17 protein-coding genes are annotated in these 15,580 nt (G+C 71.1%); 12 read left to right on the top strand and 5 right to left on the bottom strand.

Annotated features, from left to right (window positions below):
- The first annotated feature begins 372 nt into the window (after positions 1–372).
- Positions 373–1,851, top strand: a complete 1,479-nt coding sequence (locus tag J2X36_RS16180; protein WP_310351627.1) for a protein adenylyltransferase SelO family protein — start codon at positions 373–375, stop codon at positions 1,849–1,851.
- A gap of 48 nt (positions 1,852–1,899) precedes the next feature.
- On the opposite strand, the gene J2X36_RS16175 is transcribed toward J2X36_RS16180, so the two are convergent.
- Entirely contained in the window at positions 1,900–2,553 is a 654-nt protein-coding gene (locus J2X36_RS16175) for a response regulator transcription factor (RefSeq protein ID WP_310351508.1), read from the bottom strand.
- 300 nt (positions 2,554–2,853) lie between these two features.
- Here J2X36_RS16175 and J2X36_RS16170 point away from each other — a divergent pair, with 300 nt between their 5' ends.
- The 9 genes from J2X36_RS16170 (at position 2,854) to J2X36_RS16130 (ending at position 9,636) form a co-directional block, all read left to right on the top strand.
- Positions 2,854–4,737 carry a PQQ-dependent methanol/ethanol family dehydrogenase gene (locus tag J2X36_RS16170; protein ID WP_132250465.1) on the top strand — a complete coding sequence of 628 codons (1,884 nt, stop codon included), beginning with the start codon at positions 2,854–2,856 and terminating at the stop codon, positions 4,735–4,737.
- 102 nt (positions 4,738–4,839) lie between these two features.
- Entirely contained in the window at positions 4,840–5,520 is a 681-nt protein-coding gene (locus tag J2X36_RS16165; RefSeq protein ID WP_310351507.1) for a pentapeptide repeat-containing protein, read from the top strand.
- Positions 5,517–5,942: a hypothetical protein gene (locus J2X36_RS16160; RefSeq protein WP_245516413.1), complete on the top strand. Its 426-nt coding sequence runs from the start codon at positions 5,517–5,519 to the stop codon at positions 5,940–5,942. Before J2X36_RS16165 ends, J2X36_RS16160 begins: the two co-directional genes overlap by 4 nt.
- Before the next feature lie 34 nt (positions 5,943–5,976).
- Positions 5,977–6,402 carry a cytochrome c-550 PedF gene (gene pedF / locus J2X36_RS16155; RefSeq protein ID WP_132250461.1) on the top strand — a complete coding sequence of 142 codons (426 nt, stop codon included), beginning with the start codon at positions 5,977–5,979 and terminating at the stop codon, positions 6,400–6,402.
- A 7-nt stretch (positions 6,403–6,409) separates the two neighbouring features.
- Positions 6,410–6,703 carry a hypothetical protein gene (locus tag J2X36_RS16150; protein ID WP_310351503.1) on the top strand — a complete coding sequence of 98 codons (294 nt, stop codon included), beginning with the start codon at positions 6,410–6,412 and terminating at the stop codon, positions 6,701–6,703.
- On the top strand, positions 6,700–7,260 hold the full coding sequence (locus J2X36_RS16145; RefSeq protein ID WP_310351501.1) for a cytochrome b: 561 nt from the start codon (positions 6,700–6,702) through the stop codon (positions 7,258–7,260). The genes J2X36_RS16150 and J2X36_RS16145 overlap by 4 nt, the downstream gene beginning before the upstream one ends.
- Positions 7,257–7,877 carry a rhodanese-like domain-containing protein gene (locus J2X36_RS16140; RefSeq protein WP_310351500.1) on the top strand — a complete coding sequence of 207 codons (621 nt, stop codon included), beginning with the start codon at positions 7,257–7,259 and terminating at the stop codon, positions 7,875–7,877. The genes J2X36_RS16145 and J2X36_RS16140 overlap by 4 nt, the downstream gene beginning before the upstream one ends.
- Positions 7,878–7,888: 11 nt before the next feature.
- The gene (locus tag J2X36_RS16135; RefSeq protein WP_310351498.1) at positions 7,889–8,659 is read left to right on the top strand and encodes a quinoprotein dehydrogenase-associated SoxYZ-like carrier; all 771 of its coding nucleotides are present in this window, start codon (positions 7,889–7,891) and stop codon (positions 8,657–8,659) included.
- A complete protein-coding gene (locus J2X36_RS16130) occupies positions 8,659–9,636 on the top strand; it encodes a quinoprotein relay system zinc metallohydrolase 1 (protein WP_310351494.1) in 978 nt (325 codons plus the stop codon). Before J2X36_RS16135 ends, J2X36_RS16130 begins: the two co-directional genes overlap by 1 nt.
- An 18-nt stretch (positions 9,637–9,654) precedes the next feature.
- Here the strand turns inward: J2X36_RS16130 and J2X36_RS16125 are convergent, their stop codons facing one another.
- On the bottom strand, positions 9,655–10,119 hold the full coding sequence (locus J2X36_RS16125) for an NUDIX hydrolase (protein ID WP_310351492.1): 465 nt from the start codon (positions 10,117–10,119) through the stop codon (positions 9,655–9,657).
- A 170-nt stretch (positions 10,120–10,289) separates the two neighbouring features.
- Here J2X36_RS16125 and J2X36_RS16120 point away from each other — a divergent pair, with 170 nt between their 5' ends.
- Positions 10,290–10,763, top strand: coding sequence for a CYTH domain-containing protein (locus J2X36_RS16120; RefSeq protein WP_310351489.1), 474 nt, complete (start codon positions 10,290–10,292; stop codon positions 10,761–10,763).
- A gap of 46 nt (positions 10,764–10,809) precedes the next feature.
- Here the strand turns inward: J2X36_RS16120 and J2X36_RS16115 are convergent, their stop codons facing one another.
- On the bottom strand, positions 10,810–13,302 hold the full coding sequence (locus tag J2X36_RS16115) for a PAS domain-containing protein (protein WP_310351486.1): 2,493 nt from the start codon (positions 13,300–13,302) through the stop codon (positions 10,810–10,812).
- Positions 13,303–13,312: 10 nt separating this feature from the next.
- The gene (locus J2X36_RS16110; protein WP_310351484.1) at positions 13,313–14,233 is read right to left on the bottom strand and encodes an NAD(P)H-dependent oxidoreductase; all 921 of its coding nucleotides are present in this window, start codon (positions 14,231–14,233) and stop codon (positions 13,313–13,315) included.
- 381 nt (positions 14,234–14,614) lie between these two features.
- On the opposite strand from J2X36_RS16110, the gene J2X36_RS16105 reads away from it, so the two are divergent.
- Positions 14,615–14,878, top strand: a complete 264-nt coding sequence (locus J2X36_RS16105) for a hypothetical protein (protein WP_310351480.1) — start codon at positions 14,615–14,617, stop codon at positions 14,876–14,878.
- Positions 14,879–14,882: 4 nt separating this feature from the next.
- Here J2X36_RS16105 and J2X36_RS16100 read toward each other — a convergent pair whose 3' ends face one another.
- Positions 14,883–15,383 (bottom strand): CAP domain-containing protein, encoded by a 501-nt coding sequence (locus J2X36_RS16100; RefSeq protein ID WP_310351479.1) that lies wholly within the window; start codon positions 15,381–15,383, stop codon positions 14,883–14,885.
- Positions 15,384–15,580 lie beyond the last annotated feature (197 nt).

The raw sequence follows: 15,580 nt of genomic DNA, 5'->3' as shown, positions 1-15,580 counted from the left end.
CCGTCCGGGGGCGCGGCGCGCGCAGGATCTCGCGGACGGTCGTTCACGCCCAGCGATGATCGATCAGCCGGCACACGCGCTCGAGCCGCCGCGCGGCCCGATCCGGCGGCCGACCGCCACAGGAGGGCTCCAAAGGGCCTCTCGCAGAGGCGAAGGCAGAGGATGACCCAGTAACGCCAATCCTTTACAGGGAGAGGGTCGGGGTTCGAGCCCCTCGCCGTCCACCATCGGGATGGACTCCTGGATCAGGCTTCCCGCGGGGGGCCGAAGCGGGTCCGGCGCGGGCCCGAGAGGCTCCGCGCCGCGTTGGCCCCTATCCGACATCCCGGACCCGTTCGCCGGATCGGGCCGCAGCAGGACCCATACGTGCCGATGCAGCCGCCGTTTCCCTTCGACAACAGCTATGCCCGCCTGCCCGCCCGCTTCTTCGCGCGGCTCCCTCCGACGCCGGTCTCAGGGCCGAGTCTGATCCGCGTGAACGGGCCGCTCGCCCGCGACCTCGCCCTCGATCCCGCTTGGCTTGCGAGCGGGGAGGGCGTCGCCGTGCTGGCCGGCAACCGCGTCCCCGAGGGGGCGGAGCCGATCGCGACGGCCTATGCGGGGCACCAGTTCGGGCATTTCGTGCCGCAGCTCGGCGACGGGCGCGCCCTCCTGCTCGGCGAGGTCGTCGGCCGGGACGGAGCGCGGCGCGACATCCAGCTCAAGGGCGCGGGCCCGACGCCTTTCTCCCGCGCCGGCGACGGGCGGGCCGCCCTCGGGCCGGTTCTGCGCGAGTATCTCGTCAGCGAGGCGATGGCGGCCCTGGGGATCCCGACGACCCGGGCGCTCGCCGCCGTCGCGACGGGCGAGCGCGTCATCCGGGAGAGCGTGCTGCCCGGTGCGGTGCTCACTCGGGTCGCGGCGAGCCATATCCGGGTCGGCACGTTCCAGTTCTTCGCGGCCCGTGGCGACACCGAGGGCCTGCGCGCCCTCGCCGACCACGTCATCGCCCGGCACGACCCGGAGGCGGGCGCGGCGGAGGCGCCCTACCGCGCCCTCCTCGACGGCGTGATCGCGCGCCAGGCGGACCTCGTCGCGCGCTGGCTGCTCGTCGGCTTCGTGCACGGGGTGATGAACACGGACAACATGTCGGTCGCGGGCGAGACGATCGATTACGGCCCCTGCGCGTTCCTGGACACCTACGATCCGAAGACCGCCTTCAGCTCGATCGACCGGCACGGGCGCTACGCCTACGGCAACCAGCCGCGGATCGCCCTGTGGAACCTGACGCGCCTCGCCGAAGCCCTTCTGCCGCTCCTGGCCGACGACGAGGCGGCGGCGGTCGCCGAGGCGGAGGCCGCGCTCGGCGGCTTCGCGCCCCGCTTCGAGGCCGCCTACCACGAGGGTCTCAACCGCAAGCTCGGCCTGGCGACGCGGCGCGAGGGCGATTCGGATCTCGCGAGCGATCTCCTGGCGCTGATGGCCGAGAATCAGGCGGATTTCACGCTGACGTTCCGGCGCCTCGGCGAGGCCGCCGCCGGCCCGGGCGCGGGCGAGCCCGTCCGCAGCCTCTTCGTCGATCCGACGGCCTTCGACGGCTGGGCCCTCCGGTGGCGCGAGCGGCTGGCCGCCGAGGCGCGGGATCCGTCCGCGACCGCGGCCGCGATGCGGGCCGCGAACCCGGCCTTCATCCCGCGCAACCACCGTGTGGAGGAGATGATCGAGGCGGCGGTCGAGCGGAGCGACTTCGCTCCGTTCGAGAACCTTCTGCGGGTCCTCTCGCGGCCCTACGACGACCAGCCGGCCGGGGCGCGCTACGCTGAGCCGCCGGAGGGGGGCGGGGCCGGATACCGGACCTTCTGCGGAACCTGAGCGGGGCGCAGCGAGGCCCGGGAACGTCCTGGACCGACCGTGTGGATCCTAGCCGCGGTGCGAGGCGCCCCGGTCGAAATCGAGGGAGGCGGCGCACAGGGCGACCTGCGTGCGGTTGCGGACGCCGAGCTTGCGCATGATCTCGGAGACGTGCGCCTTCACCATCGAATCGCCGATGCCGAGTTCGAAGGCGATCTGCTTGTTGATCAGCCCGCGCCGGATCAGGGTCAGCACGTTCATCTGGGCCGGCGTCAGCGAGGCGATCCTCCGCGCTGCGGGGTCGGGGCTCTCGTCGGCCGCGAGCGGCCGCCCCTCGATCGCGGAGGGCACGAAGATGTCGCCGCTCATCACGCGCTCGACGGCCTGCAGGTAGGTCGCCCGCCCCGACGATTTCGGCACGAAGCCCGCCGCGCCGAGCTGCAGCGCTTCCCGGATGATGCGGGGCTCGTCGAGCGCCGAGCAGACCAGGATCGGCACCCGCGGGAAGCGCCCGCGCAGGCCGATCAGGCCCTCGAAGCCGGCGACGCCCTTCATCGAGAGGTCGAGCACGATCAGGTCCATGCCGGGCCGCGCCGCGAGGATCGTCTGCGCCGTCTCGATCGATTCCGCCTCCTCGATCCGGGCTGCGGGAATCCCGAGCCTCACCATGCTGCGCAGAGCTTCACGGAACAGGGGGTGGTCGTCGACGAGGATGATGTGCACGGCAAGCTCCCGGATTCCTGCTGCACCGGCTCGGGACTTGATCGATGGAAGTAAAGCGCGTCAAGACGCGCGGATCAAATATAAATCTTATGACAAAATCCCGAGATCGATTGCCGGTTGTGGCAATATATGCGCGTAAAATACCCTTATAATAAGAAATTAATATGCGACATATACGAAAGTTAGGATGCCGGGCCGTGTTTTTCCTTCCATAACAAGTTGAGAGGTCGTTCGGTCAGGAGGCCGGAGCACCTCGAACAAGACGGCCCGCGGGCAAGCGGGACCGCTAGGGAGAGACGCATGGCTTATCCGACCGCGAGGACCTCGCCGCGCAGGCTGCTGCTGGCGACCGCATCGTCCCTGATCGCCACCACGCTGGCCCTGTCCGGCCCCTCCCAGGCCAAGGATGCCAAGGAGGCCAAGCCGGTCACGTGGGAGGACATCCTCAACGACCAGCAGAGCAACGACAACGTCCTGATGTACGGCATGGGCATTAAGGCCCAGCGCTATTCGAACCTCGAGAAGATCAACGTCAACAACGTCGGCCAGCTGCGGCCGAAATGGTCGTTCTCCTTCGGCGACGAGAAGCAGCGCGGCCAGGAGGGCCAGGCCCTGGTCCATGACGGGATCGTCTACATCACCGCGTCCTACTCGCGCATCTTCGCGCTCGACATGAAGACCGGCAAGAAGCTCTGGTCCTACGCCCACCGCCTGCCCGACGACATCCGCCCCTGCTGCGACGTGGTGAGCCGCGGCGCGGCGATCTACGGCGACAAGATCTTCTTCGGCACCCTCGATGCCTCGATGGTCGCGCTCGACGCCAAGACCGGCAAGGTGGTCTGGAACAAGAAGTTCGACGATCACGGCGCCGGCTACGCCTATACGGGCGCGCCGAACATCATCAAGGACAAGACCACCGGCAAGGTGCTCCTCATCCACGGCAACTCGGGCGACGAATTCGGCGCGCTGGGCAAGCTCTACGCCCGCGATCCGGAAACGGGCGAGGAGATCTGGATGCGGCCGATGGTGGAGGGCCATATGGGGCGCCTTAACGGCAAGGATTCGACGCCCACCGGCGACGCCAAGGCCCCGTCCTGGCCCGACAAGGACGGCAAGAAGGTCGAAGCCTGGAACCACGGCGGCGGCGCCCCCTGGCAGACCGGCGTCTACGACGAGAAGACCAACACCTTCGTCATCGGCACCGGCAACCCCGCGCCCTGGAACCACCATTACCGCTCGCCCGGCGACAGCCTGTTCACCTCGGGCCAAGTCTACATCGACCCCTCCAACGGCGAGCCGGTGGGCTTCTTCCAGCACACGCCGAACGACGCCTGGGACTATTCGGGCAACAACGAGATCATTCTCTTCGATCTCGAGAAGGACGGCAAGAAGATCCGCGCCGGCGCGCATGCCGACCGGAACGGCTTCTTCATCCTGACCGACACCGACAAGCTCACCGCCCGCGACGGGAAGATCAACAAGCCCGAGGCGCTGATCGCCGCCTATCCCTTCGTGAAGGACATCACCTGGGCCAAGGGCTACGACCTCAAGACCGGCCGGCCGATCGAGGTCGAGGGCCAGCGCCCGCCCGCGCCGGAAGCCGGCCAGGCGAAAGGCAAGTCCATCGTCGTGACGCCGAACTTCCTCGGCGGCAAGAACTGGAGCCCGATGTCCTACAGCCAGCAGACCGGGCTGTTCTACATCCCATCGAACGACTGGACCGAGGATTACTGGACCGAGAACGTCACCTACAAGGCGGGCTCGGCCTATCTCGGCCAGGGCTTCCGGATCCACCGCAAGTTCGACACCCATGTCGGCGCGCTGCGGGCCCTCGACCCGAAGACCGGCAAGATCGTCTGGGAGCACCTGGAGAACATGCCGCTCTGGGGCGGCAGCATGACGACGAAGGGCGGCCTCGTCTTCCAGGGCACGTCGGACGGCTTCGTGAAGGCCTTCGACGCCAAGACCGGCAAGGAGCTCTGGGCCTTCCAGACCGGCTCGGGCGTGGTCTCCGTTCCCATGACCTGGGAGGACGGCGGCAAGCAGTACATCGGCATCGCCTCGGGCTACGGCGGCGCGGTCCCGCTCTGGGGCGGCGACATGGCCGACCAGACGAAGCTCGTCTCGCAGGGCGGCTCGTTCTGGGTGTTCGAGCTGCCGACCACCACGGCCTCGGCCGAGTGACGATGCGGGCCTGAAGGCCCCGCGACCCCGGGTCCCGGAAGCCCGCTTCCGGGACCCGATCCTCCCGTTCCTCCTCCCGCGGACATGTCCGGAGCCGAACCGATGACGCTGCCCGTCCCGCGCTCGCTCGTCCTCGCCGGCCTCTGCCTGGCGGCCCTGGCCCCAGGGGCTGCCGCGCAGACGGCGGTCCAGAACCGCGACGAGCGGCCGGATCCGTGGGTGGTCAACGGCTGCACGGTCGGCCCGCGGACGGTGTGCCCGGGGGCGGATCTCCGCCACGCCGACCTGAGGAACGCCGATCTCGGCGGCGCCGACCTGACCGGCGCCAACCTCGCCCGCGCCGACCTGCGCGGCTCGAACCTGCGGGGCGCCAAGCTCGACGGCGCCAACCTCTCCGGCGCGAAGCTGCAGATCGCCTTCATGCAGGGCCTGAAGGCGCGCAGGGCCTCCTTCGTCGGCGCGAATCTCGACCATGCCCGCGCCTCGGGCGCCGATTTCAGCGGCGCGGATTTCACGGTCGCGGATCTGGAGATGGTCCAGGCCAAGCGCGCGCAGTTCGTCGGCGCGACCTTCGTGAACACCGACCTGCAGGAGGCGAAGTTCTACGAGGCCAACCTCGCCAACGCGGTGATGGAGGGCGTGAAGATTCGCTTCGCGATCTTCCAGGATGCCTGGATGAAGGATTGCCGCGGCTGCCCCGACCATTGGCAGCACGGCAAGCCTGTCTGGGAGACCTATCCGGAAGCCTCCGCCCCGGCGCCCGACCCGCAGGCGGACCCGTGAGGGGCTCCGCGATGCTGGCGCTCGCGACACTCGGCTTCGGCGCGGTGCCCGCGCCGGCCCTCGACCCGGGCGCGGAACCGGGCCTGCGCGCGGCCTTCGCCCGGTGCCGCGCCGTCGAGGAGGAGCAGGAGCGGCTGCGCTGCTACGACCGCCTCGCCGCCCGTCTCGCGCCGCCCCGGTTCCAGGGCCGCCTGACCCAGCAGACGGACTCCTTCGCGATCACCGCCCCGACCGTGCTGCGCTACGAAAGCGATGGCCCGATCTTCGTCATGTACCTCAAGGACGCGCAGGGCGGCGTCGTCCAGAACCTGCACATCGGCGGCGGCGGCAGCGCCACCTACCTCATCGACACGCCCGGCACCTACTCGCTGCAGATCAGCGGCTCCGAATCCTGGCGCGTCTGGCTCCTCCCGCAGCGCTGAACCCCGCCTGCGGCGACCGAACATCGAGGCTCCCATGATCCCCCAAGCCCTGCGGGCGCTCGCCCTCGGACTGCCCCTCGTGCTGGCGGCGCCGGGCCTCGCCCGCGCCCACGGCGATGCGGCACCCCAGCCCATCGACACGACCGGCCTGCCGCCCCTCGGCGACGATGTCCGAACGGCGAACCCCTATGCGGGCAACGCGCTCGCCGTGCAGATCGGCGCCGGCGGCTACAATCAGAACTGCGCGCGCTGCCACGGCCTCGACGCGAAATCGGGCGGCATGGCGCCCGACCTGCGCGAGGTCGAATCCGGCGAGGCGGGCGACGGCTGGTTCATCACCCGCGTGCTCCACGGCGCCAAGAAGGACGATCGCTACCGCATGCCTCCCTTCGAGGGGATCCTCAGCCAGGAGGCGATCTGGGCGATCCGGACCTACGTCGAGGCCCAGCCGAAGAACTGAGCGGCCGGTGCGCCCGATCCTCGCCTCGCTCCTCCTCCTCGCCGCCGCCGCGATCCCGGCCCGCGCGGAGGTCAAGGAGTACCAGATCCGGCGGATGCTCATGCTGAGGACGGAGTGTCAGGTCAGCGGGCTCGACAGCGAGCAGAGGGGAACGGAGAGCCGGTTCCGGGCGGAATGCGAGAACCTCAGCCATTATCCGGACGGCGTCGAGATCCTGTGTCCCGACACCGAGGACGAGCGCGACTGCCGCATCGCCACGGCGAAGCGCGACTTCCCTCATCTGCGGGCCCTGCAGCGATGACCGCGCGGGCGGATATCCCGCTTTCCGCTCCCCTGAGCCTGCCGACGCGCCTGCTCCACTGGAGCGTCGCCCTCGGCATTCTCGTCATGCTGGCCTACGGGCTCGCCCTGCAATGGGTGCCCTCGGGACCGGCGAGAACCGCGTCCGTGCAGGTCCATAAGTCGCTCGGCCTCCTCGTGCTCGCTCTCGCCGCGGCGCGACTCCTCTGGCGCTGGCGCGAGGGCTTCCCGCCTCCGGGGCCGGCGCGGGGCGCCTGGGAGCGGCGCGCCGCGCGCGGGGTCCACGCCGCGCTGATTGCGGCGAGCCTGCTGATGCCGCTCTCCGGCATCGTCCGCTCCCTCGCCTATGCCCGGCCGGTCGCCCTGTTCGGCCTGCCGGTCATCCCGCAGATCTTTGCCGAGAAGCAGGAGCGCCTCTACGCACTCGCCGCCGGCCTGCACGACGGGCTGGCCTGGGTGCTCGCCGGCCTCGTCGCCCTCCACGGCGCGGCCGCGCTCAAGCACCATTGGCTCGACCGTGACGGGACGCTGCGGCGCATGCTGGGCCTCGGGCGATGAGGGCGGCCCGCCGGCTGAGCCTCGCGGCCGGGATGCTGGCCGCCGCGCTGCTGCCCGCCGCGCCGAGCCGGGCGCAGGGCAGCGAGCCCGACACCGACGCCGCCACGGGCTACCGGGTCCGGAACTACCGGGCCCCGGTCAACCTGCCGGTCCGCGGCGGCACCCGCGTCGGCGTCGCGGAGGTGGACCGTCTGCGCGGCGAGGGCGCGGCGATGATCGACGTGATGCCCCAGCGCGGCGGCTACGATCCCGAGACCGGCGCCTGGCGGATCGTCGACCGGCGGGACACGATCCCGGGTGCCGTCTGGCTGCCCGAGACCGGTCGGGGGACGATCGAGCCGCGGCTCTCGGCCTATCTGGCGGCCTGGCTCTCGCGGCTGAGCGGCGGCGATCCCGGGCGGCCGCTCGTGTTCTTCTGCAAGGCCGATTGCTGGATGTCCTGGAACGCCGTGCGGCGGGCGGCCGAGCTCGGCTACCGCCGCGTCTACTGGTTCGCGGAGGGCACGGACGGCTGGAGCGAGGCCGACAGGCCGCTGGAGCGTGCCAGCCCGCCCCCGGTCCCGCTCGCCGCCGACACGCGCGGCGAGCGCCCCGCCGAACCCTCCGATGGACCCTGAGGCGCGCCCGCATGCCCGCATCCCCCCTCGTCCCGAACGCCAGCACCATCCGCGACCCCCTCGACTCGCCGCTCTGGCCCTCGCTGACCGAGCGCCATCTCGGCGGCCGCCCGGCCCTGTTCGACGATCGCGTCGCGGTCATGCTGCCCCCCGTCACCGAGGATCAGACCCAGGTGCCCGTCACCGTCGACGCCCGCCCGCTCGGCGCCGTCGACGAACTCCTCGTCATCGCCGACCTCAACCCGTTCCCGCTGACCCTGAGGCTCCGGCCCGGCGCGGCCCAGCCCTTCGTCGGCCTGCGCATGAAGATCGAGCAGGGCACGCCGATCCGCGCCGCCGCCCGCTGCGGAGATCTCTGGCACGTCGGCGGGCGCTACCTCGATGCCGCGGGCGGCGGCTGCTCGGTGCCGCCGGTGATCGAGAAGGCGGTCGACTGGAAGAACCTCGGGGCCCTGCGCGCTCGGGCGTGGCGCGAGGAGGAGGGCGTGCGCCTGCGCCTGCGCATGACCCACCCCATGGACAACGGCATGATCGCGAACGTGCCGCTGTTCATCGTCGAGACCCTGCGGGTCTCGGACGCGTCGGGGCGCCTCCTCGCCGAGGTGAGCCTGTCCGAGGCGGTGGCCGACAACCCGACCCTGACGCTGATCCTCGACCGGACCGGGAGCGATGCGCTGATCCTCGCCGCGCGCAACAGCGCGGGCAGCGACTTCCGGGCCCGCCTGCCGATTCCCGCCCCTAGTCCCGCCGCACGGGCGGGGGGCCAGCCGGAGAGCCCGTGATGCGAGCCGCCGACCTCCTCCCGGCCGGGGCGACCCGGCGGCGCTGCCTCGCGCTCGGGCTCGGCGCCGCCGCGGCGATCCTGCCGGCCGCGAGCCGCGCCGCGCCCCGGCGCTACGCCCTCGAGCCCGTTCCCGTGGCGGAGGGCGCCTGGACGATCTACGGCGCCGCGGAGCCGATCACGGCGCAGAACGGCGGGGCGATCGCCAATGTCTCGATCCTCGACACGCGCGAGGGCGCCGTGCTGATCGATGCCGGCCCCTCGCACCGCTACGGCGAGGCGCTCGAAGCGCTGGCGCGCAGCCTCACGGGCAAGCCCGTGGCCCGCGTCTTCCTCACGCATCTCCACGCCGACCACAGCCTCGGTGCATCCGCCTTTGCGCCCGAGACCGTCTGGGCGGGGGCGTGGCTCCAGTCGGATCTGAAGCGCTTCGGCAACGACCTCGCCAGCGGCATGTACCGCGTCGCGGGCGACTGGATGCGCGGCACCGGCGTGCCCGCTCCCGCCCGGGAGGCCCGCGAGGGCGTCGAGGAGGTGGGCGAGCGCCGCTTCCGCCTCCTGCGCCTCGCGGGCCACACGGCCGAGGATCTCTGCCTGTTCGAGGAACGGTCCGGGCTGCTGTTTGCCGGCGACCTCGTCTTCCTCGACCGCGCGCCGACGACGCCCGACGCCGACCTGCCGCGCTGGCGAGCCGCGCTCGACACGCTCGCCGGGGTCGGCCACGGCCGCCTCGTCCCGGGTCACGGGCCCACCGAGGCCGGGCGGCGCGGCATCGACCAGACGCTCGCCTGGCTCGACATGATCGACGGGCGGATCGCGTCGGGCTTCGAGCGGGGCCTCGACGTGACCGAGACGATGGCCCTGCCGCTGCCGGGCTGGACGGAGGGCGTCGCGGTCGCGCGATACGAGTACGCCCGCTCGGTGATGCACCTGCTGCCGCGGATCGAGGGCGCGCGCCTGCCGCTGCTCGACGCCTGACGGATCCGCGGTCCGGCCTCAGCCCCTGCCCACGCTCGTGCCGAAGCTCAGCAGAAGCTCCTGCAGATCGGTCTCGTTGACGAGGCCGGCCGCCTCGGCCGGCGCGTACCAGCGCCGCCGCCGCTGCTTCTTCTCCGGCCAGCGCCTCCGCTCGTCGGACACCTGCAACGGGTAGACCGTGACCGCGCAAGCCACCGTGCTGCCGTCGCCGAGCCTCTTGTCGTAGCGGTACTGGCCGACCGCCTTCTTGGCAATCTGCCCCTTCAGGCCCGCCTCCTCGTACGCCTCGCGCTCCGCCGCCCGATGGTCCTTGCGGCCCGCCATCGGCCAGCCCTTCGGGATCACCCAGCGCTTCGTCTCCCGCGACGTGACCAGGAGAATCTCGGGCTTACCCTTCGCCCCGAGCCGGAACGGCAGGGCGGCAACCTGGGAGCGCGGGGAGCGGCGCTTCTTCTTCAGTTCGGCCTCCTCGGCGGTGCGCATCGTGTTTCGGCATCCCTCGACTGCAACCAATGGCGATGCATTCACCTTGGTTAGGAGGCCGAAGGCTCCCCGTCTCGGCACGAGGTGTGGACAACGCGCGGCGCGCCCTGGAGTGCCCGCGTCGTCCGGTGCGTAACGAAGACCGTCCCGCAACAGCGTCTGGCTCCCGGATGGCCCTTGAGATCGAGCGCAGGTTCCTCGCCACCCCGGCCGTGCTGGAGCATTGCCGGTTCGGGCTGAACATCCTTCAGGGATATCTCCACACGGATTCCGAGAACACCGTCCGCGTGCGCCGGGCGGGGGGCCGGACGTTCTTCACGTGGAAGGGCCGGCGGCGCGGTGCCAGCCGCGAGGAGGTGGAGCAGGAGGTCCCGACCGAGACCGGCGAGGCGATGTTCCTGGGGCTCAGACCCGATGCCTGCCTGAGCAAGGTCCGCTACCGCATCGAGCATGCCGGTCTGGGGTGGGACGTCGACGTGTTCGAGGGCTCCCTGTCGGGCCTGATCCTGGCCGAGGTCGAACTGACCTACGAAGCCCAGCCCGTGATCCTGCCGCCCTGGGTCGCCCGCGAGGTCACGCTCGACGAGCGCTACCGGAATTCGCGCCTCGCACGGGCCCGTCTGCCGATCGAGCGCGCGGCCTGAACCCGCAGCGACCGGACACCCGCGAGCCTGCCATCCTCGGCCGCGATCACGGGGTCCGGGCGATCAGGTCCTTGATGCGGGAGGCGAGCGCCTCCATCACGAAGGGCTTGGTCAGCACCGCCATGCCGGGCTCGAGATGGCCGTTGCCCACGACGGCGTTCTCCGCGTAGCCCGTGATGAACAGGACCTTCAGATCGGGCCGGCTGACGCGGCCGGCATCGGCCATCTGCCGCCCGTTCATGCCGCCGGGCAGGCCGACATCGGTGACCAGCAGATCGATGCGCACGTCCGATTGCAGGACCCTCAGGCCGGCGACGGCGTCGGCCGCCTCGATGGCCGTGTAGCCGAGATCCTCCAGCACCTCCGTGACCAGCATCCTCACGGTCGGCTCGTCGTCGACGATCAGCACCGTCTCGCCCTGCTCGGCGCGGGGCGCGCCGGCAAGGTCCGGCACGGCGTCCGCCCCTTCCGCCTCGCCGTAATGGCGCGGCAGGTAGAGGCACATGGTCGTGCCCTCGCCGACCTCCGAGTAGATGCGCACCTGCCCGCCGGACTGGCGGGCGAACCCGTAGATCATGCTCAGCCCGAGCCCCGTGCCGGCGCCGATCGGCTTCGTGGTGAAGAACGGGTCGAAGGCGCGGGCGATCACGTCGGGCGTCATGCCGGTGCCGGTGTCGGTCACGCAGAGCGACAGATACTGCCCGGGGGCGAGGTCGCGCTCGCGCGCGGCCCGTTCGTCGAGCCACTTGTTGGCGGTCTCGATGGTGATGCGTCCGCCCTCCGGCATGGCGTCGCGGGCGTTGATGCAGAGGTTGAGGAGGGCGTTCTCCAGTTGGTTCGGGTCGACCAGGGCCGCCCAGAGCCCGGCGGCCCCCACCACCTCGATGGCGACGGCCGGCCCGACGGTGCGCCGGATCAGCTCCTCCATGCCCCCGACGAGGGCGTTCACGTCGGTGGGTTTCGGGTCGAGGGTCTGGCGGCGGGAGAAGGCGAGCAGCCGATGGGTCAGCGCGGCGGCCCGCCGCGACGCGCCCTGGGCGGCGTTGATGTAGCGGTCGATGTCCGTCAGCCTTCCCTGGCTGATCCGGGTCTGCATCAGCTCCAGCGAGCCGGAGATGCCGGCCAGCAGATTGTTGAAGTCGTGCGCCAGCCCGCCGGTGAGCTGGCCCACCGCCTCCATCTTCTGGGCTTGGCGCAGGGCCGCCTCGGTTCGGGCGAGCTGCTCCTCGTTGCGGAGGCGCTCGGTCACGTCCTGGGCGTACTGGAAGGCGCCGATCTGCCGCCCCTCGGTGTCCCGCAGGGTCGTGAACCGCAATTCGTAGCAGGTCCGGCGCCGATCCTGATTGCCGAAGGCCTCGACGAGGGTGAATTCCTCTCCCGACAGTGCGCGGCTCCAGGTTCGCCGAGCGGCGGCCTGATGCTCCGGCCAGGGAGCCAGCAAGGCGAGCAGGTCGTCGCCGATATGCGGCCGCACGCCGTAGATGCTCTCGAACTCGACGGCGTAGGCGCGGTTCACGGCGAGCACCCGGAACTCGTGGTCGAGCGCTCCGACGAGGGCGTCGGTGGTCTCGAACACATCGGCCCAGAGCTTGCGCTGGCGCAGGGCCTCGTCGACCCGCCGCTCGAGCGTCTCGGTCAGCGCGCGCAGGGCCCGCTGGGTCTGGAATCGCTCGGTCTCGTCGCGGGCGATCTTGATGAAGCCGCGCTGCCGCCCCTGGGCATCCGGAGGCAGGGGATGGGTCGAGCCGTTCATGAAGACGCGCTGACCCGCCTTCGTCAGGTGCCAGCGCTCGTCGTTGGCGTATCCCTTGGCCGCGGCGGTCGCGAGCTCGCGCCGGTCGGCCCCGTCGGCCCGGTCCTCGGGCGTGAAGATGATGGATCCCGCCCGGCCCACGGCCTCGTCCGCCCGCCAGCCGAGGATCGCCTCCGCTCCCGCCGACCAGCTCGTGATGGTGCCGCCCGGATCCGTGGTGAAGATCGCGTGGTCCTTGGCGCTCTCGATCACGAGGCGCAGCTGCTCCTCGCTCTCGCGCCGCGCCTTGTCGCCGAGCACGCGCGCCGTGGTCTCGTTCGTGACGATGAACAGGCCCGCCACCGCGCCCTGCGCGTCGAGCACGCGCGAGTAGGAGAAGCTCCACCACGTGTCGGCCGCGCCGCGATCCGTGCCGAGCTTCCACGGCAGATCCTCGAAGCGCCGGCTCCGCCCGGCGAACGCATCGAGGATGATCGGCTCGGCCTGGTCCCAGGCCTCGGCCCAGACCACGTCGAACCGTTCTCCCGTAGCCCAGGCGGCACGCGGGCCGAGAAGCGGAATGTAGGTGTCGTTGAAGAAGAAGTGCAGCTCCGGCCCCCAGGCGAGGATCATGCTCTCGGGCGAGTTGAGCACGAGGCTTAGCGCCACCTTCAGCTCGCCGGACCAGCACTCCGGGCTGCCGAGCGGATGATCCGACCAGTCGCGTGCGCGGATCAGGCGCGCGGCCTCGCCGCCCCCGTCCAGGAAGGAGGGCGGGGTGCTGCCATCGGCGGAGTTGGTCACCATGAGGGGCCGGCTACTCGGTGGTCGGCTGTGCTCCGCGCTCAGCCTCGGTGGTGCCGGACACAGGCCCCTTGCCCGCGACGTGAGCGACGAAGGCCTCCACCCACGCGTCGAAGCAGGCCATGGCCCCGGCTTCCTGTACCATATCGTCTGCCTGGTCGTCCGCATACGGGCGGCCCAGCCCGATCGATGCGTGGCGCCACAGCCGATCGGGCACCTCGATGCCGCTGTAGCGGCACTGCCAGACGAGGCCCTGGTAGGCGTTCCGCTCGTCGCCCCGATAGGGCTCCTGATCCGGGTCGAACCAGGCCTTGTGCCGCAGGACGCGCGGGCGGCGGTCGTCGTCGAGCTCGTTTCCGCCTTCGTTGCCGTAGCAGAAGAACGCAGCGGTGCGGCCTTCGAGGTGGTTCTTCGTCAACTCCTTCCAGAGCGGCGAGGTCTCCAGCGCCTGCGCCTTCAGGGTGCTCTTCTTGTCGATGAGATCGGGGCGGGGGTTGCCCCCGCTCATGCAGACGAGGCGGTCGAACATCGCCTTCAGGTTGGTGCTCGGCCCGTACCACCAGACGGGGCCGATGATCGCCCACGCATCGGCCCGCGCGAGGCGCTGGTAGAGCTTCTCGTTCCACATCAGGTCGGGCTGGTGGTCGCTGTCCGGTCCGTAGCAGTTGCAGGGCCAGACGCAGAGCGCCATCGAGGTGCCGACGCAGCCGTTGCAACCCTGGATTTTCGGCTTGCCGTGCTCGTTGCCGATGTCGACATGGTCGATCTGCCAGCCGGCGGGAAGGCGGCCGAGCATCCGGTGCATGAGCGCGCGCGCCTTCCCGTCGAGCCCCGGGCAGCCATCGAGCCTCCGGGCCGATCCGGCGATCAGCAGCACCTGCAGCGGCCGCTCCTCCAGCGGAAGAACCTCGGCCTCAGCGTTCAGGGCATTCAACGGAACAGTATTCCCGTCTCGAGCGACAGTGGAGAGCGAACGCTCGGGGTGAAGTTCAACAGGACTTCATCTGGAATGTTCCTCGCGCCGATCGAGGCAGCACGCTGCCGGAGGCGAGGAGGACGATCGAAGCGCGCGCCGGAGCGATGGTGGGCCGAGCCACAGGCTCGGCTGCGGCCTCCTGCGGCCGCGCTCATGCCGGGCGTTCCGCCCCTCGCTCCGACGCGGGGCGTCTCGACCAAGACGATCACCGGTGCGGGAGGGCAGGGAGGGCACTACGCAGTTTCCGCGCATCCCGGGGCAGAGGCGCGCGCCCTATTCATAAAACCTCCGATTGAATCAGCCGGACCGGTACGCGCGGTCTCGGAGCGGGCGGTCCGTGTGAACGACAACGACTCGATCGAGGCGCTGATAGCGCGCAACCGGCGGCTGGAGCAGGTCATCGCGCTGCTGACGGAGCACGTCGCCCCGCGTTCGGCGCGGCCTCCAGTCCTGACGATGCGCGTGCTTCGAGCGCTGGAGGCGGCTGCGCTCAGCGAGGGGGATCCGGCCTCCACCCGCGCGACGCTTCGGCGCGCCGCCGCGGCGCTGGCGGGCGAGGGGCGCACGGGCCGGTCCGGCGCCTCGCCGTCCCGACCCGCCTGACGGATCAGCCGCCCATCACGAGCGCCCAGTAGCGGCGATACCGGGTCGTCGGCGCGTCGGCGCGGGCGACGCCGATGCGCTTGATCTGCGGGATCAGCATGTTGCGATTGTGCTCGGGCGAAGCCTTCCAGCGCGCGAAGACCTCGTCGAACGTCTCGGAACCGGCGGACAGGTTCTCCGCGGCGTGGGCGCGTCCGAGGCCGGCCTGGGACATGCGCGAGGTGAAGGTACCGCCGAGATCGTGGCTGAGGCGGCCGGCCCGCGCATTCGCGGAGGCCTGATAGGAGGCCGCCGTCACGAGGCCCGCATCGACGGTGACCGGGCCGAGCCCGTGCTGGGCCCGGTAGCGGGAGATCGCGGCAGCCGCCGCCTGCTCGTCGAGGATCACGAGGCTCGTCGGCGCGTCCGCTCCGGGCAGGATCGCGGGTGAGCCGCAGCCGGCGAGCGACAGGAGGACGGCGGCGACGATCGCCGTGCGGGAGCGGACGAGAGAGGGGAGGGGCATCGGCTCGGCGGAGGCTCGTGTGAAGCTGCGCCCCGCCTTTCGGGCCCGATGCGGCGAAAGCTGGGCGTGTGGGCCGCCCGCGGCCCTCCGCCTGCCACCTGTTGCCGGGGAAGCACGGCGGCCGGCCTGCCCGGGAGCGCCGGCCGTCGCTTCGGGCGCTCAGCCTCGGGAAGCCTCTCGCGCAGGTAAAAGGGCCG

Source organism: Methylobacterium sp. BE186, assembly GCF_031457035.1.
Lineage (GTDB): Bacteria > Pseudomonadota > Alphaproteobacteria > Rhizobiales > Beijerinckiaceae > Methylobacterium > Methylobacterium segetis.
The sequence above is the reverse complement of the archived record's forward strand: the minus strand, read 5'-3'. Positions and strand labels throughout refer to the sequence as shown.

Bases quoted from the DNA above. Each gene is read 5' to 3' on its own strand.
- J2X36_RS16145 (WP_310351501.1), top strand. From the start codon at position 6,700: ATGACCGCGCGGGCGGATATCCCGCTTTCCGCTCCCCTGAGCCTGCCG.
- J2X36_RS16100 (WP_310351479.1), bottom strand. From the start codon at position 15,383: ATGCCCCTCCCCTCTCTCGTCCGCTCCCGCACGGCGATCGTCGCCGCC.
- J2X36_RS16180 (WP_310351627.1), top strand. From the start codon at position 373: ATGCAGCCGCCGTTTCCCTTCGACAACAGCTATGCCCGCCTGCCCGCC.
- J2X36_RS16125 (WP_310351492.1), bottom strand. From the start codon at position 10,119: ATGCGCACCGCCGAGGAGGCCGAACTGAAGAAGAAGCGCCGCTCCCCG.
- J2X36_RS16170 (WP_132250465.1), top strand. From the start codon at position 2,854: ATGGCTTATCCGACCGCGAGGACCTCGCCGCGCAGGCTGCTGCTGGCG.
- J2X36_RS16135 (WP_310351498.1), top strand. From the start codon at position 7,889: ATGCCCGCATCCCCCCTCGTCCCGAACGCCAGCACCATCCGCGACCCC.
- J2X36_RS16120 (WP_310351489.1), top strand. From the start codon at position 10,290: ATGGCCCTTGAGATCGAGCGCAGGTTCCTCGCCACCCCGGCCGTGCTG.
- J2X36_RS16115 (WP_310351486.1), bottom strand. From the start codon at position 13,302: ATGGTGACCAACTCCGCCGATGGCAGCACCCCGCCCTCCTTCCTGGAC.
- J2X36_RS16165 (WP_310351507.1), top strand. From the start codon at position 4,840: ATGACGCTGCCCGTCCCGCGCTCGCTCGTCCTCGCCGGCCTCTGCCTG.
- J2X36_RS16140 (WP_310351500.1), top strand. From the start codon at position 7,257: ATGAGGGCGGCCCGCCGGCTGAGCCTCGCGGCCGGGATGCTGGCCGCC.
- pedF (WP_132250461.1), top strand. From the start codon at position 5,977: ATGATCCCCCAAGCCCTGCGGGCGCTCGCCCTCGGACTGCCCCTCGTG.
- J2X36_RS16130 (WP_310351494.1), top strand. From the start codon at position 8,659: ATGCGAGCCGCCGACCTCCTCCCGGCCGGGGCGACCCGGCGGCGCTGC.